Origin of the sequence: Marinobacter sp. M5B, assembly GCF_042604615.1 — a bacterium.
Lineage (GTDB): Bacteria > Pseudomonadota > Gammaproteobacteria > Pseudomonadales > Oleiphilaceae > Marinobacter > Marinobacter salarius.
Window position 1 is genome coordinate 927933 of record NZ_CP156894.1, and the last position, 24765, is coordinate 952697.

Below are 24765 nucleotides of genomic sequence, written 5' to 3' on the forward strand. Positions count from 1 at the left end.
CGCCCTCGCTGAAGAGGCGAATGTGAGCTGGCGTAGCTCAGTTGGTAGAGCAGCTGACTTGTAATCAGCAGGTCGGGGGTTCGATTCCGTCCGCCAGCTCCACTTTAAGTTTAGGCAGGTTTGCCGTTGGCAGGCCTGACTCGGAGGGGTTCCCGAGTGGCCAAAGGGATCAGACTGTAAATCTGACGCGAAAGCTTCGCAGGTTCGAATCCTGCCCCCTCCACCACTTATTGCTCGCGGGCATCGTATAGTGGCTATTACCTCAGCCTTCCAAGCTGATGACGCGGGTTCGATTCCCGCTGCCCGCTCCAATTTGTAGTGTTGAAAGCGCTCATGTAGCTCAGTCGGTAGAGCACATCCTTGGTAAGGATGAGGTCACCGGTTCAATTCCGGTCATGAGCTCCATTATTTGTCCGGTCAACGTTACGGTCCAGTTGATTAGGGAGATAGGTCGAATGTCTAAAGCAAAATTTGAGCGTAATAAGCCGCACGTAAACGTGGGCACCATTGGTCACGTAGACCATGGCAAGACCACGCTGACAGCCGCGCTGACTCGTGTGTGTCACGAAGTGTGGGGTACTGGTAGTGCAAGCGCATTCGACCAGATCGATAACGCACCGGAAGAGAAGGCGCGTGGTATCACCATCGCGACCTCTCACGTTGAGTACGATTCGCCGGCGCGTCACTATGCGCACGTTGACTGCCCGGGCCACGCTGACTACGTGAAGAACATGATCACGGGTGCGGCGCAGATGGACGGCGCGATCCTGGTTTGTTCCGCAGCTGACGGCCCCATGCCGCAGACTCGCGAGCACATCCTGCTGTCCCGCCAGGTTGGCGTTCCTTTCATCGTTGTGTTCCTGAACAAGGCGGACATGGTTGATGACGAGGAGCTGCTGGAGCTGGTCGAGATGGAAGTTCGCGAACTGCTGAGCCAGTACGACTTCCCGGGCGATGATACGCCGATCGTTACCGGTTCCGCGCTGATGGCGCTGGAAGGTAAGGATGACAACGAAATGGGTACTACCGCTGTTAAGAAGCTGGTAGAAGCCCTGGACGAGTACATCCCGGATCCGGAGCGTGCGATTGATCAGCCGTTCCTGATGCCGATCGAGGACGTGTTCTCCATCTCTGGTCGCGGTACGGTTGTAACCGGTCGTGTTGAGCGTGGCATCATCAAGGTTGGTGACGAAGTGGAAATCGTCGGTATCAAAGATACCGTGAAGACCGTTTGTACCGGTGTTGAGATGTTCCGCAAGCTGCTGGACGAAGGTCGTGCTGGTGAGAACGTTGGTGTTCTGCTGCGTGGTACCAAGCGTGACGACGTTGAGCGTGGTCAGGTTCTGTGTGTGCCGGGCTCCATCAAGCCGCACACCAAGTTCGAGTGCGAAGTGTACGTGCTGAGCAAAGAAGAAGGTGGTCGTCATACCCCGTTCTTTAAGGGTTACCGTCCGCAGTTTTACTTCCGTACCACCGACGTTACAGGTTCCTGTGAGCTGCCGGAAGGTGTGGAAATGGTTATGCCGGGTGACAACGTGAAGATGAGTGTTACCCTGATTGCTCCGATCGCCATGGAAGATGGTCTGCGCTTCGCGATTCGTGAAGGCGGCCGTACCGTTGGTGCCGGCGTAGTCTCAAAGATCATCGAGTAATTGCTCTTTTTGAGTAAGAACTTGAAGTAAGTGCGCTGAGTTGTTTCGGTGCAGGCCAGTAGCTCAATTGGCAGAGCAGCGGTCTCCAAAACCGCAGGTTGGGGGTTCGATTCCCTCCTGGCCTGCCATTTTTTAACATCCGGATACATAAGCTGATTCCTATGGAGTCAAAAGCCGATCGTTCGACCAGTAGCTTCGATGCAGTAAAGTGGCTGGTCGTATTTGTTCTGATTGCAGCGGGCGTCGTTGGCAATCAGTATTTTAATGCCGAGTCACTGCTGTATCGGGTGCTGGCTCTCGTAGCTCTTGCTCTGGTCGCTGCTTTTGTGGCGCTCCAAACCGAGCGTGGTCGGCGTTTTGCGACTCTGCTCAAGGAAGCCAGGGTTGAAATCCGGAAGGTCGTATGGCCCACCAGGCCGGAGCTGATCCAGACCACAGCCATCGTCGTTGTGTTTGTATTGGTTGTGGCGTTGATGCTGTGGGGTATGGATTCGTTGATCAGTTGGCTGGTCTCCGGAGTTATCGGGTAACAGGAGTGGGCAATGGCTAAGCGCTGGTACGTCGTTCATGCGTATTCTGGCTTTGAAAAGCACGTAATGCGCACTCTCAGGGAGCGTGTTGCTCTCAATGACTTGGAAGAGAAGTTCGGCGAAATCCTTGTGCCGACTGAAGAAGTCGTTGAGATGCGTGACGGGAAGAAGCGCAAGAGTGAGCGCAAGTTCTATCCCGGCTACGTTCTGGTGCAGATGGAAATGGATGACGGCACCTGGCATCTGGTCAAGAATACGCCCAGGGTTCTTGGTTTCATTGGTGGTACCAAGGATAAGCCGGCCCCAATTACAGAGCGTGAGGCAGAGGCCATTCTTCGCCGTGTTGAGAGCGGTGCTGACAAGCCCAAGCCGAAGACTCTGTTCGAGCCAGGCGAAATTGTTCGCGTCACTGAAGGGCCGTTTGCGGACTTCAATGGCGTGGTTGAAGAAGTTGACTACGACAAGAGTCGAGTCAAGGTTGCTGTGTTGATTTTCGGTCGTTCAACTCCAGTAGAGCTGGAGTTTGGGCAAGTCGAAAAAGACTGAGCGGCAGCCTTACATGCTGAGAGCTCGCGCGCTATGGCGACGCGGGCTTTTTGTGTCTGCTACTGGCAGTTGTAAATACAGGGGAGCCGAGAGGCGTTCGAACCCACAGGAGAAATATCATGGCTAAGAAGATTGAAGCGTACATCAAGCTTCAGGTTGCTGCCGGCAAGGCCAACCCGAGTCCTCCCGTTGGTCCCGCGCTGGGTCAGCGTGGCGTAAATATCATGGAGTTCTGTAAGGCGTTCAACGCACAGACCCAGGATATGGAGCCGGGCCTGCCGATTCCTACTGTTATCACCGTTTACAGTGATCGCAGCTTTACCTTTATCACCAAGACTCCGCCCGCACCGGTGCTGCTGAAGAAGGCAGCCGGCATCAAGAGCGGCTCTGGTCGTCCCAATACCGACAAAGTTGGCACGGTAACTCGTGACCAGTTGGAAGAAATTGCCAAGACCAAAGAGCCGGACCTGACTGCAGCCGACATGGATGCTGCGGTTCGTACCATTGCCGGAACTGCCCGTAGCATGGGCCTGAACGTGGAGGGCCTGTAACATGGCAAAGCTTAGCAAGCGTCAGAAGCTGATTCGTGAAAAAGTCGATTCCACCCGCGCATATTCCGTTGACGAAGCGGTAGCGTTGCTGGTTGAGCTGGGCGGTAACGTCAAGTTCAAGGAGTCCGTGGACGTTGCCGTCAATTTGGGCGTCGATGCGCGTAAATCAGACCAGGTTGTGCGCAGCAGCACGGTTCTGCCTCACGGTACTGGCAAGACCGTTCGTGTGGCGGTATTCACCCAGGGCGCCAACGCCGAGAAAGCCACCGCTGCCGGTGCTGATATTGTTGGTATGGATGACCTGGCGGAAGAAGTCAAAAAAGGCAACATGGATTTCGATGTGGTTATCGCCACTCCGGACGCCATGCGTGTTGTTGGTCAGCTGGGCCAGATCCTTGGTCCCCGCGGCCTGATGCCGAACCCGAAAGTCGGCACTGTTACCCCGGATGTTGAGACTGCTGTAAAGAACGCCAAGGCAGGTCAGGTGCGTTACCGTACTGATAAGAACGGTATCATCCATGCGCCGATGGGTAATGTGGAATTCTCTGCGCAGAACATCAAGGAAAACCTTGAAGCTCTGATCGCGGACCTGAAAAAGGCCAAGCCGTCTTCTTCGAAAGGTGTTTACCTCAAGAAGGTAACCCTGTCGTCGACGATGGGGCCTGGCCTGACTATCGATCAGAGCGCTCTGAGCATCTGAGGTTTTGTTCGGTAGTTACTTTGTAGTCTGGGCGGAAGCCAAGGCTGTCAAAGACCGCAGGCCCCTGAAGCGCTCTTTTTATAGAAGAGATGCTGGAAGGGTTAAAGCAACGCCTGCGCAGACGGTGTGAAGACGTTCTCTCTGAACCCAAACACCGTTGGGAGCCCCGCGAGGGGTATATGTGGGTTTGCCGGGAATATGCCCGGCGAAATCGAGGAGAAATCCAGTGGCAATTAGACTCGAAGACAAGAAAGCGATCGTCGCTGAAGTCAACGAGACTGCCGGTGGTGCTCTGTCTGTTGTTCTGGCTGACTACCGTGGTATCACCTCAGGTGATATGACGGCGCTGCGAGCGAAGGCCCGTGCTGAGAGCGTTCATCTAAAGGTTGTTCGTAACAACCTGGCGAAGATCGCAATCCGCGGTACTGAGTTCGAGTGTATTGATGCGGCGCTGGTCGGCCCGACAATTCTGGCGTTCTCTATGGAAGATCCGGGTGCGGCTGCGCGCCTGCTGAAGGATTTTGCCAAAGAGAAAGAGGCATTCGAGATCAAGGGCCTGGCTGTCGGCGGTGAGCTGATGGGCGCAGACCAGATTGATCGCCTTGCCAAGCTACCGACACGCCACGAGGCGTTGACGATGCTGGCCGCTGTAACACAGGCACCAATCACCAAGCTTGCGCGGACACTGAACGAAGTTCCAACGAAAGTGACCCGTGCTGTTGCGGCAGTTCGAGACCAGAAGCAAGAAGCTGCTTGATTCTGTTGAACACCATTTTTATATTTTTGGGAGAAAGTCATGGCTCTGTCTAACGAAGACATTTTGAACGCAATTGCCGAAATGAGCGTAATGGACGTTGTTGCGCTGGTTGAAGCAATGGAAGAAAAATTCGGCGTATCCGCCGCTGCTGCTGTAGCTGCTGCTCCGGCTGCCGCCGGTGGCGAAGCCGCTGCTGCTGAAGAGCAGACTGAATTTGACGTTGTTCTTACCGGTCCTGGTGAGAAGAAAGTTAACGTCATCAAGGCCGTTCGTGAACTGACTGGCCTGGGTCTGAAAGAAGCGAAAGAAATGGTCGACAGCGCTCCTTCCGTTATCAAGGAAGCAGCGAGCAAAGACGACGCTGAAGAAGCCAAGAAGAAGCTTGAGGAAGCAGGCGCTTCTGTTGAGCTCAAGTAAGAGTTGGCTTTTGATCGAAACCGTGCGTTAAGCATGGACAGGCTGGTGGCCATGTGCCACCGGCCTTTTTCTGTTGTATATGCTATAGACTCTGAACGCCGTTTCAGTGGTGCTGTCAGAATCTATAACCTACAGCGAGAGTCTTGTTCAAGACGGCGCAGTAAGCCGAGCAATTCGGCCCCGAAGCATGAAAATGGTTGCTTCTTGATACCAGGTATCAGGTCTAAAGCTGGGGAATGCAGATGACTTACTCCTATACTGAGAAAAAGCGGATTCGCAAAGATTTTAGTAAATTGCCGTCCGTGATGGATGTTCCCTATTTGCTGTCTATACAGCTGGATTCGTTCCGGGACTTCCTCCAAAGTGAAGCCGCGCCCGAAAATCGTCGGGAAACCGGTCTCCACGCAGCATTCAAATCCGTATTCCCGATTGTCAGTTATTCTGGCAACGCCGCACTCGAATACGTGAGTTACCGCATCGGCGAGCCGGTATTTGACGTCAAGGAATGCCAGCTTAGGGGCGTCACCTACGCAGCACCGCTGCGGGTGAAAGTAAGACTTATCATTTATGATAAGGAATCGTCCAACAAGGCGATCAAGGATATTAAAGAGCAGGAAGTCTACATGGGCGAAATGCCCCTGATGACCGAGAACGGTACCTTCGTTATCAACGGTACCGAGCGTGTTATCGTTTCCCAGCTCCACCGTTCACCCGGTGTGTTCTTCGATCATGACAAGGGTAAGACCCACTCGTCAGGTAAGCTGTTGTATTCGGCGCGGGTGATTCCTTACCGTGGTTCCTGGCTGGACTTCGAGTTCGACGCTAAGGACTCGGTCTTTGTCCGTATCGACCGTCGCCGCAAGCTGCCCGCGTCTATTCTCCTGCGTGCCCTGGGTTATAACTCAGAGCAGATGCTGGAGATGTTCTTTGATACCAGTAAGTTCAGTATCGGTCCTGAGGTGTGCAAGCTCGAGCTGGTTCCAAGTCGCCTGCGCGGTGACATTGCGACGTTCGACATCAAGGACAAGAAGGGCTCCGTCATCGTTGAAGAGGGTCGCCGGATCACCGCTCGTCATATCAAGCAGCTTGAAAAAGCGGGCTTGACCGAGCTGGAAGTGCCGACGGAATACCTTTACGGCCGTGTACTCTCGAAAGACATGGTGGACACCAAGTCCGGAGAGGTTCTGGTTGAGTGTAATACCGAGCTGACCGAAGAAGTTGTCACCAAGATTCTCGACGCTGGCGTTACAGAAATTGAAACTCTGTACACCAACGACTTGGATTGTGGTCCGTTCATGTCGGATACGCTGCGCATCGACCCAACCCGCACGCCCCTCGAGGCGCTGGTTGAGATCTATCGCATGATGCGCCCGGGTGAGCCGCCCACCAAAGAGTCGGCCGAGAACCTGTTCAACAACCTGTTCTTCTCTGAAGAGCGGTATGACCTGTCCTCCGTTGGCCGCATGAAGCTGAACCGTCGCCTGCGTCGCGAAGAAAGCACCGGCGAAGGCACGTTGACCCATGACGACATCATCGACGTCCTCAAGACGCTGATCGATATTCGTAACGGTCAGGGCAATGTCGACGACATTGATAACCTGGGCAACCGTCGAGTTCGTTGTGTCGGTGAGATGGCGGAGAACCAGTTCCGCGTTGGCCTGGTGCGTGTTGAGCGTGCTGTGCGCGAGCGTTTGAGTCTGGCGGAAAGCGAAGGCCTGATGCCTCAGGATCTGATCAACGCCAAGCCGGTAGCGGCTGCGGTGAAGGAATTCTTTGGCTCCAGCCAGCTGTCCCAGTTCATGGACCAGAACAACCCGCTGTCGGAAGTGACTCACAAGCGTCGTATCTCCGCTCTCGGTCCAGGTGGTCTGACCCGTGAGCGTGCCGGCTTTGAGGTTCGTGACGTACATCCGACTCACTATGGTCGTGTGTGTCCGATCGAGACGCCGGAAGGCCCGAACATCGGTCTGATCAACTCGCTGGCAACCTACGCCCGCTCCAACTCTTACGGTTTCCTTGAGAGTCCGTACCGGAAGGTGGTTGACGGCGAGGTGACCGATGAAGTGGTTTATCTGTCGGCCATTGAAGAGAGCAACTACATCATCGCCCAGGCCAGTGCGGCAATGGACGAGAACAAGCGTCTGTCTGATGAGCTGGTAACGGTTCGTCATCAGAACGAGTTCACGGTAACGCCGCCGGAAAACGTCAACTTCATGGACGTTTCACCGCGCCAGGTAGTGTCGGTAGCAGCCTCGCTGATTCCGTTCCTGGAACACGACGACGCCAACCGTGCACTGATGGGCTCCAACATGCAGCGCCAGGCGGTTCCGACGTTGCGTTCGCAGGTGCCCTTGGTAGGTACTGGTGTTGAGCGTACCGTGGCCCAGGACTCTGGCGTTTGCGTAACCGCTCGTCGCGGTGGTGTGATCGAGAGCGTCGATGCGGCCCGTATCGTGGTACGTGTCAACGACGATGAGACTGAAGCCGGTGATGCTGGTGTGGATATCTACAACCTCACCAAGTACACCCGTTCGAACCAGAACACCTGTATCAACCAGCGCTCCATTGTTAACCAGGGCGATGAAATTGCCCGTGGTGACGTGCTGGCTGACGGCCCGTCCGTGGATCTGGGTGAGCTGGCTCTGGGGCAGAACATGCGTATCGCGTTCATGCCCTGGAACGGTTACAACTTTGAGGACTCGATCCTCATTTCCGAGAAAGTGGTTCAGGAAGACCGCCTGACTACCATCCACATTCAGGAACTGACCTGTGTGGCTCGGGATACCAAACTGGGTAGCGAGGAAATCACCGCGGATATTCCGAACGTTGGTGAAAGTGCGCTGTCCAAGCTGGATGAGTCCGGCATCGTGTATATCGGTGCGGAAGTAGGTCCTGGCGATATCCTGGTTGGCAAGGTAACACCGAAAGGTGAAACCCAGTTGACCCCGGAGGAGAAGCTGCTGAGGGCCATCTTCGGCGAGAAGGCTTCGGACGTGAAGGACACGTCCTCACGTGTGCCCACTGGCACCCGTGGCACGGTTATCGACGTTCAGGTCTTTACCCGTGACGGCATCGAAAAGGACACGCGTGCCCAGTCCATCGAAAAAGAGCAGTTGGACGAGTATCGCAAGGACCTGAAGGACGAGTATCGCATTGTAGAAGGTGCCACCTTCGAGCGTTTGACCAATGCCCTCAAGGGGCAGGAAGTCATCAGTGGTCCTGGTCTCAAGAAAGGCGCCAAGTTGGACGAATCGTACCTGGCAGAGTTGCCGCGCGACGACTGGTTCAAGCTACGGATGAAAGATGAGGCGCTGAATGAGCTGCTTGAAAAATCCGAGCAGGGTCTTGAAGATCGCAAAAAAGAGCACGAAGCGCGCTTTGACGATAAGAAAGGCAAGCTTCAGCAGGGTGATGACCTTGCCCCGGGTGTTCTCAAGATCGTCAAGGTGTACCTCGCGATCAAGCGTCGGATTCAGCCGGGCGACAAGATGGCCGGACGTCATGGTAACAAGGGTGTTATTTCATCGGTCATGCCGATTGAGGACATGCCTTATGATGAACATGGCAACACAGTTGACGTGGTTCTCAACCCCTTGGGTGTTCCGTCGCGGATGAACGTCGGTCAGGTTCTTGAAACGCACCTGGGTGCAGCAGCCAAAGGGCTGGGTGAGCGCATCAGCCAGATGCTGGATGAGCAGCGTAAGATCGCTGAGCTCCGCAATTTGCTGGACGAGATCTATAACCACTCGGACGAGGTCACCAAGGTGGACCTGGATTCGCTGAGTGACAAAGAGATCCTGGCCCTGGCTAACAATCTGCGCGCAGGTGTCCCCATGGCAACGCCGGTCTTCGACGGTGCCAAGGAAGCAGAGGTCAAGCGTATGCTTGAGCTGGCAGGTCTGAGTACGACTGGCCAGACTGTGTTGTATGACGGCCGTACGGGTGATGAATTTGACCGCCCGGTAACGGTTGGCTACATGTACATCCTCAAGCTGAACCACTTGATCGACGACAAGATGCACGCTCGTTCCACCGGTTCGTACAGCCTGGTTACCCAGCAGCCGCTGGGTGGTAAGGCGCAGTTCGGTGGTCAGCGCTTCGGTGAGATGGAAGTGTGGGCACTCGAGGCCTACGGTGCGGCGTATACGCTGCAGGAAATGCTTACCGTGAAGTCTGATGATGTGAATGGTCGGACCAAGATGTACAAGAACATTGTCGATGGCGATCATCGTATGGAGCCGGGCATGCCCGAGTCCTTCAATGTTCTGGTCAAGGAAATCCGCTCGCTGGGTATCGACATCGAGCTGGAATCCGACTGAGCCGAATTGTTTTTGGCAGCGTGAGCGGGTACCGGTCGGTACCCGCCCGAGAATAACGCCATCCGGAGCTGTTACTGATGAAAGATTTGCTGAATCTTCTCAAAAACCAGAACCAGAAGCAGGAATTTGACGCCATCCGTATTGGCCTGGCGTCGCCTGACATGATCCGTTCATGGTCTTTTGGTGAGGTCAAAAAGCCTGAGACCATCAACTACCGTACGTTCAAGCCTGAGCGTGACGGTCTTTTCTGTGCCAAGATCTTCGGCCCGATCAAGGATTACGAGTGCCTGTGCGGCAAGTACAAACGGCTCAAGCACCGTGGTGTCATCTGCGAGAAGTGCGGTGTTGAAGTGGCACTGGCCAGTGTGCGCCGTGAGCGCATGGGTCACATCGAGCTCGCCAGCCCGGTCGCCCACATCTGGTTCCTGAAATCACTGCCGTCCCGCATCGGCCTGATGCTGGACATGACCCTGCGCGATATCGAGCGGGTCCTGTATTTTGAGTCGTTCATCGTGATCGAGCCGGGCATGACGACGCTTGAGCGCGGTCAATTGCTGAACGACGAGCAGTATTACGAAGCCCTTGAAGAGTTCGGTGACGAATTCGATGCCCGCATGGGTGCCGAAGCCGTCCAGGAGCTGCTGGAAGGTATTGATCTGCAGGCCGAGGTTGAGGCCTTGCGGGAAGAGATTCCCCAGACCAACTCCGAGACCAAGATCAAGAAGTTCAGCAAGCGCCTGAAGATTCTTGAGGCTTTCCTGTATTCCGGCAACAAGCCGGGCGACATGGTCATGACCGTTCTGCCGGTTCTGCCGCCGGATCTTCGTCCGCTGGTGCCGCTGGATGGTGGCCGTTTTGCCACCTCTGACCTGAACGACCTGTATCGCCGGGTGATCAACCGTAACAACCGCCTCAAGCGCCTGTTGGAGCTGAATGCTCCGGACATTATTGTGCGCAACGAGAAGCGGATGCTACAGGAAGCGGTTGATGCGCTGTTGGATAACGGCCGTCGTGGTCGCGCCATCACTGGTACCAACAAGCGTCCGCTGAAGTCCCTGGCCGACATGATCAAGGGTAAGCAAGGTCGCTTCCGTCAGAACCTGCTCGGTAAGCGTGTGGACTACTCCGGTCGTTCCGTGATCGTGGTTGGTCCGTACCTGCGTTTGCATCAGTGTGGTCTGCCCAAGAAGATGGCGTTGGAGCTGTTCAAGCCGTTCATCTTCTCAAAGCTTGAGCACCGTGGCTTGGCGACCACCATCAAGGCCGCCAAGAAGATGGTCGAGCGTGAGGAAGGCGTGGTCTGGGATATCCTGGACGAGGTCATCCGTGAGCATCCGATCATGCTGAACCGGGCACCGACTCTTCACCGTCTGGGTATCCAGGCGTTCGAGCCGGTACTGATCGAAGGCAAGGCCATTCAGCTGCATCCGCTGGTGTGTGCGGCCTACAACGCCGACTTCGACGGTGACCAGATGGCGGTACACGTACCGCTGACCCTGGAAGCCCAGCTCGAAGCCCGTGCGTTGATGATGTCCACCAACAACGTGCTGTCGCCGGCCAACGGCGAGCCGATCATCGTGCCGTCCCAGGACGTGGTGCTGGGTCTTTACTACATGACTCGCGAGCGCAAGAGTGCCGTCGGTGAAGGCATGGTGTTTGCCGATGTTAAAGAAGCGCACCGTGCCTATGGTGCTGGCAAGGTTGACCTTCAGGCGATCGTCAAGGTCCGGGTCAAGGAAGTCACGATCCAGGAAGACGGCGAGCGTACCGAAGAGTACAAGATCGTTGACACCACGGTCGGTCGTGCGCTGTTGTTCGATATCGTTCCTGACGGCCTGTCCTATGAGCTGGTCAACAAGCCGATGGTCAAGAAGTCGATCTCGAATCTGATCAACACCTGTTACCGTGATGCCGGCCTCAAGGATACCGTTATCTTTGCTGACCAGCTCATGTACATGGGCTACCACTATGCGACGGTTTCCGGTATCTCGATCGGCTTCAACGACTTCGAGATTCCTCCCGAGAAATACGAGTTGGTGGATGCTGCCTCCGAGGAAGTCAAGGACATCGAGACCCAGTACGCATCCGGTCTGCTGACCCAGGGTGAGAAGTACAACAAGGTTATCGATATCTGGTCCCGTGCCAACGACAAAGTGTCGAAGGCGATGATGGATCGGCTCTCGAAGGAGCAGGTTATCGGGCCAGACGGCAAGCCAGTTAAAGGTGAGGACGGCGAAGACTTGATGCAGGAGTCGTTCAACTCGGTTTACATGATGGCTGATTCGGGCGCCCGGGGTTCCGCGGCTCAGATTCGCCAGCTGGCTGGTATGCGGGGCCTGATGGCGAAGCCGGACGGCTCCATCATCGAGACGCCGATCACTGCGAACTTCCGTGAGGGTCTGAACGTACTCCAGTACTTCATATCCACCCACGGTGCCCGTAAGGGTCTGGCGGATACGGCACTGAAGACCGCGAACTCAGGTTACCTGACTCGCCGTCTGGTAGACGTTTCCCAGGATCTGGTCGTTACCGAAACCGACTGTGGTACCGAAGAAGGTCTGTTGATGACGCCGCACATCGAGGGTGGCGACGTTGTTGTACCGCTGGGTGATCGTGTGCTTGGTCGTGTTACGGCCCGTGCAGCCTTTACGCCAACGGACAAGGACAATGCCGTTGTCGAGGCCGGCGTCCTGCTGGACGAGAAAGCGGTTGAATCCCTTGAGCGTGCCGGTGTGGACGAAGTCTGGGTTCGCTCTGCGATCACCTGTGAGACTCGCCACGGTATCTGCTCCAAGTGTTATGGTCGTGATCTTGCCCGTGGCCACGAGGTCAATGTGGGCGAGGCTGTCGGTGTTATCGCTGCACAGTCCATCGGTGAGCCGGGTACCCAGCTGACCATGCGTACCTTCCACATTGGTGGTGCGGCAAGCCGGGCATCAGCGGTTGACAATATCCAGGTCAAGCACGGCGGCACCGTTCGTCTGCACAACCTGAAATCGATCGAGAAGAGCGACGGCAGTCTGGTTGTTGTGTCCCGTTCCTCAGCGCTGGCCATTGCCGATGAGCAGGGTCGTGAGCGCGAGTGGTACAAGCTGCCCTATGGTGCGGTGCTGTCTGTCAAGCACGGCGACGCCGTGGAAGCAGGGGTTGCGGTTGCCAAGTGGGATCCGCACACGCACCCAATCATCGCTGAAGCGGAAGGTACCGCCAAGTTCGTCAACATGGATCAGGGCATTACCGTCCGTACCCAGACTGATGAGCTGACGGGTCTTTCCACGATGGAGGTTATCGACCCGAAAGAGCGTCCGGCGGCTGGTAAGGACATTCGTCCTGCCATTCAGCTGATCGACGACAAGGGTAACGATGTTGAGTTGCCAGGTGGTGGTACCGCGATCTTCTTCCTGCCGGCCAACGCGCTGGTGACCATGGCCAATGGCGCCAAGATTGAGCTGGGTGACGTGGTTGCCCGTATTCCGCAGGAAAGCTCGAAGACCCGGGATATCACCGGTGGTCTGCCGCGTGTTGCCGACCTGTTCGAGGCCCGTCGTCCGAAAGAATCGTCCATCCTGGCTGAAGTCAGTGGTGTGGTGTCCTTCGGCAAGGAAACCAAGGGCAAGAAACGTCTGGTGATTACGCCGAAGGATGCGGATCCGTATGAGGTTCTGATTCCCAAGCATCGCCAGATGAACGTGTTCGAGGGTGAAACGGTCGAGAAGGGTGAGGTTATCTCTGATGGCCCGTCCAATCCGCACGACATCCTTCGTCTTCTGGGTGTGGTTGCGTTGGCCAAGTACATCACCAACGAAATCCAGGACGTTTACCGTCTGCAGGGTGTTGTCATCAACGATAAGCATATTGAGGTTATCGTTCGACAGATGCTGCGTAAGGTGGAGATCACTGATGCCGGTGATACCAGCCTGCTGGCTGGCGATCAGGTAGAAATTACCCAGTTCATGGAAGAGAATGAGAAAGCGGAAGCGGCAGACAAGGAAACCGCACGTTGTGAGCGCTTGTTGCTGGGTATTACCAAGGCATCTCTGGCGACGGAGTCGTTCATTTCAGCGGCATCGTTCCAGGAAACCACGCGGGTTCTGACCGAAGGCGCCGTCACCGGCAAGCGGGATTACCTCCGCGGCCTGAAAGAGAACGTTGTCGTTGGTCGCCTGATTCCGGCTGGTACCGGTCTGGCATACCACGCAGAGCGTCGTCGCAAGCGTGATCTGGAAGAGCAGGGCGTAACGGCAGCGGATGTCGAAGAAGCTCTGAGTGCCGAGCTCAACCGCGAAAGCTGAGTTGACCGGTAACGCCACCCGCCGGTAGTTACTTACCCGACGGGTGGTCAAAAAGAGATCAGTCATCTTGACTGTTCAGGGTCGCAGGCTTAAACTTGCGACCCTCAAATTTTACCCCCGCCTGTCGGGGGTAAGTTTCATTGATACGGTTTTTTGGAGTTTGCTTACATGGCAACGATTAATCAGTTGGTGCGTAAGCCTCGTAAACGCAAAGCGGCCAAGAGCGACGTTCCTGCTCTGCAGGCTTGCCCGCAGCGCCGTGGTGTTTGTACTCGTGTGTACACCACAACGCCGAAGAAGCCGAACTCAGCACTGCGTAAAGTGTGCCGTGTTCGCCTGACCAACGGCTACGAGGTTTCCTCATACATTGGTGGTGAAGGTCACAACCTTCAGGAGCACAGTGTTGTGCTGATCCGTGGCGGTCGAGTAAAAGACCTTCCGGGTGTGCGCTATCACACTGTTCGCGGAACACTGGACACCCAGGGTGTGCAGAACCGTAAGCAGGGCCGCTCCAAGTACGGTGCAAAACGACCCAAGTCCTGATGTCCCACACGGGTGTCTTTTATCGTTGCTACGTAGAACGGTAAGAGTAAGGCTGAGTAGCTGATGCTATCTCAGGGGTTCCTGAAGACCTTTTAATAGATAAGGGCTTATCGATGCCTAGAAGAAGAGTTGCAGCAAAACGGGAAATTATCCCGGATCCCAAATTCGGCAGTGCACGGCTGGCCAAGTTCATCAACCATGTGATGGAAAGCGGCAAAAAAGCTGTTGCTGAGCGCATTGTTTATGGCGCGCTCGATATCGTTGCCGACAAGTCCAAGGAAGAGCCGATCGACATGTTCGAGAAGGCCCTGGAAAACATCCAGCCGATGGTTGAAGTTAAATCCCGTCGTGTGGGTGGTGCTACCTACCAGGTGCCTGTCGAAGTACGGCCTTCCCGTCAGAACGCGCTGGCCATGCGCTGGCTCGTAGAATTTTCACGGAAGCGTGGTGAAAAGTCCATGGCGCAGCGTCTGGCAGGTGAAATCCTGGATGCCGCTGATAGCAAGGGCTCCGCTGTTAAGAAGCGCGAAGACGTTCATCGCATGGCAGAAGCCAACAAGGCGTTCTCTCACTTCCGTTTCTAATCAGCCGAGGTTCATACAGTGGCACGCAAGACTCCGATCAAGAGATACAGAAACATTGGTATTTGTGCGCACGTTGATGCGGGCAAGACCACAACCACCGAGCGGGTTCTGTTCTACACAGGCATTTCCCACAAAATCGGTGAGGTTCATGATGGCGCGGCGACCATGGACTGGATGGAGCAGGAGCAGGAGCGTGGTATTACCATCACGTCTGCTGCAACCACCTGTTTCTGGCAGGGCATGGATAAGCAGTATCCCGAACACCGCATCAATATCATCGACACCCCGGGGCACGTCGACTTTACCATCGAGGTAGAGCGTTCCCTGCGTGTGCTCGACGGTGCGGTTGTCGTGTTCTGTGGCTCCTCAGGTGTTGAGCCGCAGTCTGAGACTGTTTGGCGTCAGGCCAACAAGTACGAAGTGCCCCGCATGGTGTTCGTCAACAAGATGGACCGTGCCGGTGCCAACTTCCTGCGCGTTGTGAATCAGATTAAGAACCGTCTGGGTGCGACTGCCGTTCCCATTCAGTTGCCGATCGGTGCCGAAGACGAGTTCGCTGGTCTGGTTGACCTGATTCGTAACAAGGCGATTTACTGGAACGAAGATGATGCCGGTGCTACCTATGACCAGCGCGACGTTCCTGCCGAAATGGCTGACGAAGTAGCGAAGTACCGCGAAGAAATGATGGAAGCGGCTGCTGAAGCTAATGAAGAGCTGATGGAGCGCTACCTTGAAGAGGGCGAGCTCAGCATTGAAGACATCAAGAAAGGTCTGCGTATCCGTACGCTCGCCAACGAGATTGTTGTCGCGACATGTGGTTCTGCCTTTAAGAACAAGGGTGTTCAGGCGGTGCTGGATTCGGTGATCGAATTCCTGCCGGCTCCGGACGAAGTCAAAGCCATCCGTGGTGAGGTCGATGAAGACGGTACTGAAGAAACCCGTCAGGCTGACGACGACGCGCCTTTCTCGGCTCTCGCGTTCAAAATCGCCACCGATCCGTTTGTTGGCACGCTAACCTTCTTCCGGGTTTACTCCGGTAAGCTCGAATCTGGTAATGCAGTCTACAACTCCGTAAAGAGCAAGAAGGAACGCGTCGGCCGTATGGTTCAGATGCACTCCAAAGAGCGTCAGGAGATCAAGGAAGTTCTCGCGGGTGATATTGCTGCGGCAATCGGCCTGAAGAGTGTCACCACCGGTGATACCCTTTGTGATGAGAATCATAAAATTATCCTGGAACGCATGGAGTTCCCTGAGCCGGTTATTTCTGTAGCCGTTGAGCCGAAGTCCAAGGCTGACCAGGAGAAAATGGGTGTTGCTCTGGGCAAGCTTGCTCAGGAAGATCCGTCTTTCCAGGTTCGTACTGATGAAGAATCTGGCCAGACCATCATCTCCGGTATGGGTGAGCTTCACCTGGACATCATCGTTGACCGAATGCGTCGCGAGTTCAAGGTTGAAGCGAACATTGGTAAGCCGCAGGTGGCTTATCGTGAATGCATCCGTAAGAACGTGGATGTGGAAGGTAAGTTCGTACGTCAGTCTGGCGGTCGTGGTCAGTATGGTCATGTCAAGCTCAAGCTTGAGCCGCTGCCTCTCGACGAGGAGGATGGCGAGAACTTCATCTTCGTAAACGAAATCGTTGGTGGTGTGGTTCCCAAGGAATACATTCCCGCTGTTCAGCAGGGCATTGAAGAGCAGATGAAGAACGGCTGTCTGGCCGGTTATCCTCTGCTGCGGATCAAGGCCACGCTGTACGATGGTTCCTACCATGACGTTGACTCCAACGAGATGGCGTTCAAGGTCGCCGGATCCATGGCGATGAAGAAAGGCGCGTTGGAGGCTAGTCCGGCCCTTCTTGAGCCGCTCATGAAGGTCGAGTGCGTTACCCCTGAAGAGTATATGGGTGACGTCGTTGGTGATCTGAACCGCCGTCGTGGTCTGGTTCAGGGTATGGAAGACGGCCCATCGGGCAAGACAATCCGTGCCGAGGTTCCGTTGTCGGAGATGTTCGGTTACGCCACCGATCTGCGTTCTGCAACGCAGGGTCGGGCGTCTTATGCGATGGAGTTCTCCCGCTATATGGAAGCTCCCTCGAACATTGCCGAAGCGATCATTAAAAAGGGTTGATCCCCAGGACTTAAGAAACAGGAAGAGGTGTAACCGTGTCTAAAGCAAAATTTGAGCGTAATAAGCCGCACGTAAACGTGGGCACCATTGGTCACGTAGACCATGGCAAGACCACGCTGACAGCCGCGCTGACTCGTGTGTGTCACGAAGTGTGGGGTACTGGTAGTGCAAGCGCATTCGACCAGATCGATAACGCACCGGAAGAGAAGGCGCGTGGTATCACCATCGCGACCTCTCACGTTGAGTACGATTCGCCGGCGCGTCACTATGCGCACGTTGACTGCCCGGGCCACGCTGACTACGTGAAGAACATGATCACGGGTGCGGCGCAGATGGACGGCGCGATCCTGGTTTGTTCCGCAGCTGACGGCCCCATGCCGCAGACTCGCGAGCACATCCTGCTGTCCCGCCAGGTTGGCGTTCCTTTCATCGTTGTGTTCCTGAACAAGGCGGACATGGTTGATGACGAGGAGCTGCTGGAGCTGGTCGAGATGGAAGTTCGCGAACTGCTGAGCCAGTACGACTTCCCGGGCGACGACACGCCGATCGTTACCGGTTCCGCGCTGATGGCGCTGGAAGGTAAGGATGATAACGAAATGGGTACTACCGCTGTTAAGAAGCTGGTAGAAGCCCTGGACGAGTACATCCCGGATCCGGAGCGTGCGATTGATCAGCCGTTCCTGATGCCGATTGAAGACGTGTTCTCCATCTCTGGTCGCGGTACGGTTGTAACCGGTCGTGTAGAGCGTGGCATCATCAAGGTTGGTGACGAAGTGGAAATCATTGGTATCAAAGATACCGTGAAGACCGTTTGTACCGGTGTTGAGATGTTCCGCAAGCTGCTGGACGAAGGCCGTGCTGGTGAGAACGTTGGTGTTCTTCTGCGTGGTACCAAGCGTGACGACGTTGAGCGTGGTCAGGTACTGGCGGTTCCGGGCTCGATCACTCCGCACACCAAGTTCGAGTGCGAAGTGTACGTGCTGAGCAAAGAAGAAGGTGGTCGTCATACCCCGTTCTTTAAGGGTTACCGTCCGCAGTTTTACTTCCGTACCACCGACGTCACAGGTTCCTGTGAGCTGCCGGAAGGTGTGGAAATGGTTATGCCGGGTGACAACGTGAAGATGAGTGTTACCCTGATTGCTCCGATCGCCATGGAAGATGGCCTGCGCTTCGCGATTCGTGAAGGTGGTCGTACCGTTGGTGCCGGCGTAGTCTCAAAGATCATCGAATAAATTATTCGAATGATCTAAGGAAAAAGGGGCTGAAAGTCAGCCCCTTTTTCTGTTTCAGCCGCACAATCTGACCTGGTAGAGTCGCTGCTCATCGCAGTTGACACTGCTGGGTATTATGCATACAATGCGGCTCCTTTTTTTGAAGGTCGGCTAACTAGTAGCTGCTACGAGTGGAGTTTGGTGCATCATGCAAAGCCAAAAAATTCGAATCCGGTTGAAGGCGTTTGATTATCGCCTGATCGACCAGTCAACGCAGGAGATTGTCGATACCGCGAAGCGGACCGGCGCTCAAGTGCGTGGACCAATCCCTCTGCCGACGCGGAAGGAAAAGTACACCGTTCTGATTTCGCCGCACGTCAACAAAGACGCGCGCGATCAGTACGAGATTCGTACACACAAGCGTTTGCTGGATATCGTCGAGCCGACGGAAAAGACAGTAGATGCTTTGATGAAGCTGGATCTGGCAGCAGGTGTAGACGTTCAGATCAGCCTCGGCTAACGCCAAGCGTTAGTCTGTGTAACTGTCATAAGGCCATAGAGGGTGAGAGCCCCGTACACTTAAGAGGTGAAACATGGCAATTGGAATTGTCGGTCGCAAGGCCGGTATGACCCGTATTTTTACGGAAGACGGGCAAGCAGTGTCCGTAACGGTAATTGAGGTTGAGCCCAACCGCATTACCCAGCTGAAAACTCTTGAAAGCGATGGCTATCGCGCGGTTCAGGTAACCGTTGGTAAGCGTCGTTCCTCTCGTGTGACTAAAAGCGAAGCGGGCCATTACGCCAAAGCCGGAGTCGAGGCTGGTCGTGGTCTGTGGGAATTCCGTCTCGCTGATGGCGAAGGCGAAGAGCTGGCTGCAGGCGGAGAGATTACCGCTTCCATCTTTGAAGATGGCCAGGTCGTTGATGCTGTTGGTCAGTCCAAGGGTAAAGGTTTCCAGGGCGGCGTAAAGCGCTGGAACTTCTCCATGCAGGACGCCACACACGGTAACTCCCTTTCTCATCGTGCTCCGGGTTCCATCGGTCAGAACCAGACTCCGGGCAAGGTATTCAAGGGCAAAAAGATGGCGGGCCAGATGGGCAATGCGCAGGTGACCGTGCAGAACCTGCAAGTCGTCCGTGTCGACGCCGAGCGCAACCTTCTGCTGATTCGTGGTGCCGTTCCGGGCGCGACCGGCGGAAATGTTGTCATCAAGCCTGCAGTTAAAGCCTGAGGAGCGGTGCGATGGAATTGACTATTACAGGTAGCGGCAAGGGAATCTCGGTTTCCGACGCTGCATTCGCCAAAGATTTTAATGAGTCACTGGTTCACCAGGTTGTCACCGCGTATATGTCCGGTGCGCGCCAGGGTACCCGTGCTCAGAAAACACGTTCGGAAGTCGCTGGTGGTGGTAAGAAGCCCTGGCGTCAGAAGGGTACGGGTCGTGCCCGTGCCGGTACCATCCGCAGTCCGCTGTGGCGGTCCGGTGGTGTTACCTTCGCTGCCAAGCCTCAGAGTTTTGAGCAGAAGGTAAACCGCAAAATGTACCGCGCAGCGATGCGCTCCATTTTTTCCGAGCTGGTCCGTCAGGAGCGCCTGGTTGTGGTCGACGACATGAATGTCGAAATGCCCAAGACCAAGGCCTTCACTGCCAAGCTGAGCGATATCGGTGTCAGTAACGCGCTGATTCTGTCCGACAACGTCGAGCAGAACCTGCACCTGGCCTCGCGCAATATCCCGCACGTTGATGTGCGTGATGTCGCCGGCCTTGACCCGGTTAGCCTTGTCGCCTTCGACAAAGTGGTTGTGACTGTTCCCGCTCTGAAGAAAATCGAGGAGATGCTGGGATGAATCAGGAACGTATTTACAAGGTTCTTCTTGGGCCTCACGTATCAGAGAAAGCCTCTCTGGTCGCGGAAAGTGGTCAGGTGGTATTCCGTGTAGCCCCTGACGCAACCAAGCCCGAGATCAAGAAAGCCGTTGAGCAGCTGTTCAACGTCACCGTCGAAGGTGTTCAGGTTCTGAACCGTAAGGGTAAGCTCAAGCGTACCGTTCGCGGCTTCGGCAAGCGTGCTGACATTCGTAAGGCTTACGTTAAGCTTGCGGACGGTCAGGACATTGATTTTCTGGATGTGGAATAAGGTAAAGGGGTCGTAAAATGCCGATCGTCAAAACCAAGCCAACATCTGCCGGCCGCCGTCACGTTGTTAAGCTCTTTAACCCTGATCTTCACAAGGGGCGCCCTTACGAGCCGTTGGTAGAAACTCTTAGTAAATCGGGTGGTCGTAACCATTTTGGTCGCATCACTACCCGTCACATTGGTGGTGGACATAAAAAACACTACCGTGTCATTGACTTTAAGCGGACCAAAGATGGTATCCCGGCGACTATCGAGCGCCTGGAATACGATCCTAACCGCTCTGCGCACATTGCGCTGATCAAGTACGCCGATGGCGAGCGTCGCTACATTATCGCTCCCAAAGGTATGCAGATTGGTGACCCTGTGCGCTCCGGCATCGACGCGCCGATTAAAGTAGGAAGCACACTTCCGCTCCGGAATATTCCGGTCGGTTCTGTGATTCACTGCGTCGAAATCAAGCCTGGCAAAGGTGCTCAGCTGGCTCGCTCTGCGGGCGCATCCGTACAGCTGGTTGCTCGGGAAGGGGCTTATGCCACCATCCGCCTGCGCTCAGGTGAAATGCGTAAGGTGCTTGTTGACTGTCGCGCAACGTTGGGCGAAGTGTCCAACAGCGAACACAGCCTCAAGCAGCTTGGTAAAGCGGGTGCATCACGTTGGCGCGGTAAACGTCCAACAGTACGTGGTGTTGCTATGAACCCAGTTGACCACCCACATGGTGGTGGTGAAGGGCGTACCTCTGGCGGGCGTCACCCGGTTACTCCGTGGGGTGTTCCGACCAAAGGGCATAAGACTCGTAAGAACAAACGTACTGATAAGATGATAGTACGTCGTCGTTCAGCCAAGTAAACGACTACATAGAGGTAAATGCTGTGCCACGTTCTTTGAAGAAAGGTCCTTTTATAGACCTGCATCTGTTGAAGAAGGTCGAGGCAGCTCTGGAAGCTAACGACAAGCGGCCGATCAAAACCTGGTCCCGCCGGTCGACAGTGTTTCCGGAGATGGTAGGCCTGACCATTGCAGTCCACAACGGCAAGCAGCACGTGCCGGTTTATGTCACCGAAGATATGGTCGGGCATAAGCTGGGTGAGTTCGCGGCGACGCGTACTTATCGTGGTCATGCGGCCGACAAGAAAGCTAAACGCTGATTGTGAGGTAATAGAAATGGAAGTAGCAGCCAAGTACAAGGGCGCTCGCCTCTCAGCTCAGAAAGCGCGTCTTGTCGCTGACCAAGTACGCGGCAAGGCTGTTGAGGACGCCCTGAACATTCTGACTTTCAGCCCGAAGAAGGCGGCGGTCATTCTCAAGAAAGCCCTTGAGTCTGCCATCGCTAACGCTGAGCACAACGAAGGTCTGGACGTAGATGATTTGCGGGTTTCCACCGTTATGGTGGATGAGGGTCCGACGCTCAAGCGAATCAAAGCTCGAGCCAAGGGGCGCGCTGACCGGATTTTCAAGCGCACCTGTCATATCACCGTCAAGGTCGCCGACAAGTAGGAGATGCTCAGATGGGTCATAAAGTAAATCCAACCGGCATGCGCCTGGGTGTGATCAAAGAGCACAACTCAGTGTGGTACGCCGAAAAGGCGGAATACGCGAACAACCTGTTGAATGATATTCAGGTTCGCGAATTCCTGGACAAGCGTCTGGTAAAGGCGTCTGTCAGCAAGATTGTGATCGAGCGCCCTGCTCAGAACGCCCGTATCACGATCCATACAGCCCGTCCCGGTATTGTTATCGGTAAGAAGGGTGAAGATGTTGACCGTCTGCGTCGCGAAGTCAGCGACATGATGGGTGTGCCCGTGCACATCAACATCGAAGAAGTCCGCAAGCCGGACCTGGATGCCCGCCTGGTCGCGCAGAACGTTGCCGGTCAGCTGGAGCGTCGTGTGATGTTCCGTCGCGCTATGAAGCGTGCGGTACAGAACGCCATGCGCCAGGGTGCGAAAGGCATCAAGATTCAGGTAGGCGGTCGTCTCGGGGGTGCTGAAATTGCCCGTTCCGAGTGGTATCGCGAAGGTCGTGTACCGCTGCACACACTGCGTGCAGACATTGATTACTCGACCTACGAAGCGAAAACCACTTACGGCATTATCGGCGTCAAGGTATGGATCTTCAAAGGTGAGATTCTTGGTGGTATGGAGCAGGTCCGTGCTGACAAGAAAGCCTCTGGGAAGAAAGGTTCTAAGTAAAGGGGCACTCAAATGCTGCAACCAAAACGCACCAAATTTCGCAAGGTAATGAAAGGCCGTAACACCGGTCTTGCGCACCGTGCTAACAAGGTGAGCTTCGGTGAATACGGATTGAAGGCGACAAGCCGTGGACGTATAACTGCGCGCCAGATTGAGGCAGCGCGTCGTACCATGACTCGCCGCATCAAGCGGGGCGGTAAGATCTGGATCCGGATTTTCCCGGACAAGCCGATCTCCAGCAAGCCGCTCGAAGTACGAATGGGTAAAGGTAAGGGTTCTGTCGAGTACTGGGTGGCTGAAATTCAGCCAGGCCGGATGCTGTATGAGATGGAAGGTGTTTCCGAGGAAATCGCTCGTGACGCGTTCACTCTTGCTGCGGCCAAGCTGCCCGTACAGACCACCTTTGTAACGAGGACGGTGATGTGATGAAAGCAACAGAGCTGCGTGACAAGTCAGTCGAGGAGCTGAACAAAGAGCTGATCGACCTCCTGAAGGAGCAGTTCAACCTGCGCATGCGTAAGGCGACAGGTCAGCTGAATCAGTCTCATCTTCTTCCGAAGGTGAAGCGTGACATTGCTCGCGTGAAAACAGTTATGAATGAAAAGGCAGGACAGTAACATGACTGAAGCTACCCAAACTGCCAGAACCCTGAGCGGCAAGGTCGTGAGCAACAAAATGGAGAAATCCATTGTGGTTCTGGTTGAGCGCCAGGTTAAGCATCCTCTGTACGGTAAGTACATGAAGCGTTCATCCAAAATTCATGCTCACGACGAGAGCAATCAGTGCAACATCGGTGACACCGTTACAATCCAGGAAACCCGCCCGGTCTCCAAGACCAAAAGCTGGGCTCTGGTGGAAGTCACCGAACGCGCATCGAAGGTGTAACTCGCCCGGACGGTGAGTCTTGTCGTAACGGCAAAGTGGTTTCTGCTGGAGAATAACCATGATTCAGACTCAAACAATGCTTGAAGTCGCGGACAACAGTGGTGCACGTCAGGTGATGTGCATCAAGGTCCTGGGCGGTTCACATCGGCGTTATGCCAGCGTTGGGGATATCATCAAGGTAACCGTTAAGGAAGCCATCCCCCGCGGTAAAGTGAAAAAAGGCCAGGTCCTGAAAGCTGTCGTTGTACGTACCCGTAAAGGTGTGCGTCGTCCCGACGGGTCGCTTATTCGTTTCGACGGAAACGCGGCAGTACTTCTGAACAATCAGGACGCACCCATTGGTACCCGTATCTTCGGACCGGTTACCCGTGAACTGCGAAATGAGAAGTTCATGAAAATTATTTCACTGGCACCCGAAGTACTTTAAGGACCAGAGGCCGGTTATGAAAAAGATCAAACGAGATGACGAAGTAATCGTCACTACGGGGAAAGACCAAGGCAAACGTGGTAAAGTCCTGAAGGTTCAGGACGATGGCCGGGTTGTTGTTTCTGGGATCAATATGATCAAGAAGCACACCAAGCCAAACCCGATGCTCGGCACCCCAGGTGGCATCGTCGAAAAAGAAGCACCTATCCAGGCTTCCAACGTGGCTATTTTTAATCCGCAGACCGGCAAAGCCGATCGCGTAGGCTTCCAGATCAAGGAAGACGGCGCTAAAGTGCGGATCTTTAAGTCCACGAAAGAAGTCGTCGATAACCAGTAAGCGGTGGTGGTTACGATGCTTAACATGAAAGAGCAGTACAGTAAGGAAGTGGTACCCGCCCTGCAGAAAGAGTTCAGCTACAAGAACATCATGCAGGTGCCGCGTATCGAAAAGATCACCCTGAATATGGGTGTCGGCGAAGCGGTCGGTGACAAGAAGCTGATTGAAAATGCCGTGGCGGATCTTGAGCGCCTGGCAGGTCAAAAAGCCGTTGTCACTTTGGCACGTAAATCCGTAGCGGGCTTTAAAATCCGTGAAGGTTGGCCGATCGGTTGTAAAGTTACCCTGCGCGGTGAGCGTATGTGGGATTTCTTTGATCGTCTGGTTCACATTGCGGTACCCCGCATTCGTGACTTCCGCGGTCTGAATCCCAAGTCCTTCGATGGTCGCGGTAACTACAGCATGGGTGTGCGTGAGCAGATCATTTTCCCCGAGATCGAGTACGACAGAGTCGACAAGATCCGTGGACTTGATATCACCATTACCACCACTGCCGGTACCGACGATGAAGGTCGCGAACTGTTGAAAGCCTTCGGCTTTCCGTTCAAGAAATAAGGAACGAG

General features: G+C 55.0%; 27 protein-coding genes and 5 tRNA genes. All 32 read left to right on the forward strand.

Features of this window, described 5'->3' with window-relative positions:
* The first annotated feature begins 26 nt into the window (after positions 1–26).
* The 32 genes from AAGD24_RS04155 (at position 27) to rplE (ending at position 24757) form a co-directional block, all read left to right on the forward strand.
* Positions 27–102 (forward strand) — tRNA-Thr (locus AAGD24_RS04155).
* A 40-nt stretch (positions 103–142) separates the two neighbouring features.
* Positions 143–226 (forward strand) — tRNA-Tyr (locus AAGD24_RS04160).
* 10 nt (positions 227–236) lie between these two features.
* A tRNA-Gly gene (locus AAGD24_RS04165) sits at positions 237–311 on the forward strand.
* Positions 312–329: 18 nt separating this feature from the next.
* A tRNA-Thr gene (locus tag AAGD24_RS04170) sits at positions 330–405 on the forward strand.
* Between the two features lie 50 nt (positions 406–455).
* Complete coding sequence (gene tuf, locus AAGD24_RS04175) at positions 456–1652, forward strand: elongation factor Tu (RefSeq protein ID WP_007154018.1); 1197 nt, start codon at positions 456–458, stop codon at positions 1650–1652.
* A 52-nt stretch (positions 1653–1704) separates the two neighbouring features.
* Positions 1705–1780 (forward strand) — tRNA-Trp (locus tag AAGD24_RS04180).
* A gap of 33 nt (positions 1781–1813) precedes the next feature.
* Positions 1814–2182: a preprotein translocase subunit SecE gene (secE, locus tag AAGD24_RS04185; RefSeq protein ID WP_007154029.1), complete on the forward strand. Its 369-nt coding sequence runs from the start codon at positions 1814–1816 to the stop codon at positions 2180–2182.
* Between the two features lie 12 nt (positions 2183–2194).
* A complete protein-coding gene (gene nusG / locus AAGD24_RS04190) occupies positions 2195–2728 on the forward strand; it encodes a transcription termination/antitermination protein NusG (RefSeq protein ID WP_036203331.1) in 534 nt (177 codons plus the stop codon).
* A gap of 119 nt (positions 2729–2847) precedes the next feature.
* Positions 2848–3279, forward strand: a complete 432-nt coding sequence (gene rplK / locus AAGD24_RS04195; RefSeq protein ID WP_007154027.1) for a 50S ribosomal protein L11 — start codon at positions 2848–2850, stop codon at positions 3277–3279.
* 1 nt (position 3280) lies between these two features.
* Positions 3281–3979 carry a 50S ribosomal protein L1 gene (rplA, locus tag AAGD24_RS04200; protein ID WP_036203334.1) on the forward strand — a complete coding sequence of 233 codons (699 nt, stop codon included), beginning with the start codon at positions 3281–3283 and terminating at the stop codon, positions 3977–3979.
* A 226-nt stretch (positions 3980–4205) separates the two neighbouring features.
* Positions 4206–4736 carry a 50S ribosomal protein L10 gene (gene rplJ, locus AAGD24_RS04205; RefSeq protein ID WP_007154025.1) on the forward strand — a complete coding sequence of 177 codons (531 nt, stop codon included), beginning with the start codon at positions 4206–4208 and terminating at the stop codon, positions 4734–4736.
* 39 nt (positions 4737–4775) lie between these two features.
* Positions 4776–5153, forward strand: coding sequence for a 50S ribosomal protein L7/L12 (gene rplL, locus AAGD24_RS04210; protein ID WP_007154024.1), 378 nt, complete (start codon positions 4776–4778; stop codon positions 5151–5153).
* A 242-nt stretch (positions 5154–5395) separates the two neighbouring features.
* On the forward strand, positions 5396–9472 hold the full coding sequence (gene rpoB / locus AAGD24_RS04215; protein ID WP_036205627.1) for a DNA-directed RNA polymerase subunit beta: 4077 nt from the start codon (positions 5396–5398) through the stop codon (positions 9470–9472).
* A gap of 77 nt (positions 9473–9549) precedes the next feature.
* The gene (gene rpoC, locus AAGD24_RS04220) at positions 9550–13764 is read left to right on the forward strand and encodes a DNA-directed RNA polymerase subunit beta' (protein ID WP_036203337.1); all 4215 of its coding nucleotides are present in this window, start codon (positions 9550–9552) and stop codon (positions 13762–13764) included.
* Between the two features lie 168 nt (positions 13765–13932).
* Positions 13933–14307: a 30S ribosomal protein S12 gene (rpsL, locus tag AAGD24_RS04225; RefSeq protein ID WP_007154021.1), complete on the forward strand. Its 375-nt coding sequence runs from the start codon at positions 13933–13935 to the stop codon at positions 14305–14307.
* A 113-nt stretch (positions 14308–14420) separates the two neighbouring features.
* Complete coding sequence (rpsG, locus tag AAGD24_RS04230; protein WP_036203340.1) at positions 14421–14891, forward strand: 30S ribosomal protein S7; 471 nt, start codon at positions 14421–14423, stop codon at positions 14889–14891.
* 18 nt (positions 14892–14909) lie between these two features.
* Complete coding sequence (gene fusA / locus AAGD24_RS04235) at positions 14910–17015, forward strand: elongation factor G (RefSeq protein WP_036203343.1); 2106 nt, start codon at positions 14910–14912, stop codon at positions 17013–17015.
* Positions 17016–17050: 35 nt separating this feature from the next.
* Positions 17051–18247 (forward strand): elongation factor Tu, encoded by a 1197-nt coding sequence (gene tuf / locus AAGD24_RS04240; RefSeq protein ID WP_085681648.1) that lies wholly within the window; start codon positions 17051–17053, stop codon positions 18245–18247.
* A gap of 187 nt (positions 18248–18434) precedes the next feature.
* Positions 18435–18746 (forward strand): 30S ribosomal protein S10, encoded by a 312-nt coding sequence (rpsJ, locus tag AAGD24_RS04245; protein WP_004580743.1) that lies wholly within the window; start codon positions 18435–18437, stop codon positions 18744–18746.
* Positions 18747–18819: 73 nt separating this feature from the next.
* Positions 18820–19458 carry a 50S ribosomal protein L3 gene (gene rplC / locus AAGD24_RS04250; RefSeq protein WP_007154017.1) on the forward strand — a complete coding sequence of 213 codons (639 nt, stop codon included), beginning with the start codon at positions 18820–18822 and terminating at the stop codon, positions 19456–19458.
* 11 nt (positions 19459–19469) lie between these two features.
* On the forward strand, positions 19470–20075 hold the full coding sequence (gene rplD, locus AAGD24_RS04255) for a 50S ribosomal protein L4 (protein ID WP_379866656.1): 606 nt from the start codon (positions 19470–19472) through the stop codon (positions 20073–20075).
* Positions 20072–20365: a 50S ribosomal protein L23 gene (rplW, locus tag AAGD24_RS04260; protein ID WP_007154014.1), complete on the forward strand. Its 294-nt coding sequence runs from the start codon at positions 20072–20074 to the stop codon at positions 20363–20365. The genes rplD and rplW overlap by 4 nt, the downstream gene beginning before the upstream one ends.
* Before the next feature lie 17 nt (positions 20366–20382).
* Positions 20383–21210 carry a 50S ribosomal protein L2 gene (rplB, locus tag AAGD24_RS04265; protein WP_007154012.1) on the forward strand — a complete coding sequence of 276 codons (828 nt, stop codon included), beginning with the start codon at positions 20383–20385 and terminating at the stop codon, positions 21208–21210.
* A gap of 23 nt (positions 21211–21233) precedes the next feature.
* Positions 21234–21509, forward strand: a complete 276-nt coding sequence (rpsS, locus tag AAGD24_RS04270) for a 30S ribosomal protein S19 (RefSeq protein ID WP_007154011.1) — start codon at positions 21234–21236, stop codon at positions 21507–21509.
* 16 nt (positions 21510–21525) lie between these two features.
* On the forward strand, positions 21526–21858 hold the full coding sequence (gene rplV / locus AAGD24_RS04275; protein ID WP_007154010.1) for a 50S ribosomal protein L22: 333 nt from the start codon (positions 21526–21528) through the stop codon (positions 21856–21858).
* Positions 21859–21869: 11 nt separating this feature from the next.
* Positions 21870–22553, forward strand: a complete 684-nt coding sequence (gene rpsC, locus AAGD24_RS04280) for a 30S ribosomal protein S3 (protein ID WP_007154009.1) — start codon at positions 21870–21872, stop codon at positions 22551–22553.
* A 12-nt stretch (positions 22554–22565) separates the two neighbouring features.
* Positions 22566–22979 carry a 50S ribosomal protein L16 gene (rplP, locus tag AAGD24_RS04285; RefSeq protein WP_007154008.1) on the forward strand — a complete coding sequence of 138 codons (414 nt, stop codon included), beginning with the start codon at positions 22566–22568 and terminating at the stop codon, positions 22977–22979.
* The gene (rpmC, locus tag AAGD24_RS04290) at positions 22979–23170 is read left to right on the forward strand and encodes a 50S ribosomal protein L29 (protein ID WP_007154007.1); all 192 of its coding nucleotides are present in this window, start codon (positions 22979–22981) and stop codon (positions 23168–23170) included. Before rplP ends, rpmC begins: the two co-directional genes overlap by 1 nt.
* A 1-nt stretch (position 23171) precedes the next feature.
* Positions 23172–23438, forward strand: coding sequence for a 30S ribosomal protein S17 (gene rpsQ / locus AAGD24_RS04295; protein WP_007154006.1), 267 nt, complete (start codon positions 23172–23174; stop codon positions 23436–23438).
* Between the two features lie 58 nt (positions 23439–23496).
* Entirely contained in the window at positions 23497–23865 is a 369-nt protein-coding gene (gene rplN, locus AAGD24_RS04300) for a 50S ribosomal protein L14 (protein ID WP_007154005.1), read from the forward strand.
* Positions 23866–23881: 16 nt separating this feature from the next.
* Positions 23882–24202, forward strand: coding sequence for a 50S ribosomal protein L24 (gene rplX / locus AAGD24_RS04305; RefSeq protein WP_007154004.1), 321 nt, complete (start codon positions 23882–23884; stop codon positions 24200–24202).
* A 15-nt stretch (positions 24203–24217) separates the two neighbouring features.
* On the forward strand, positions 24218–24757 hold the full coding sequence (rplE, locus tag AAGD24_RS04310) for a 50S ribosomal protein L5 (protein WP_036203346.1): 540 nt from the start codon (positions 24218–24220) through the stop codon (positions 24755–24757).
* Positions 24758–24765 lie beyond the last annotated feature (8 nt).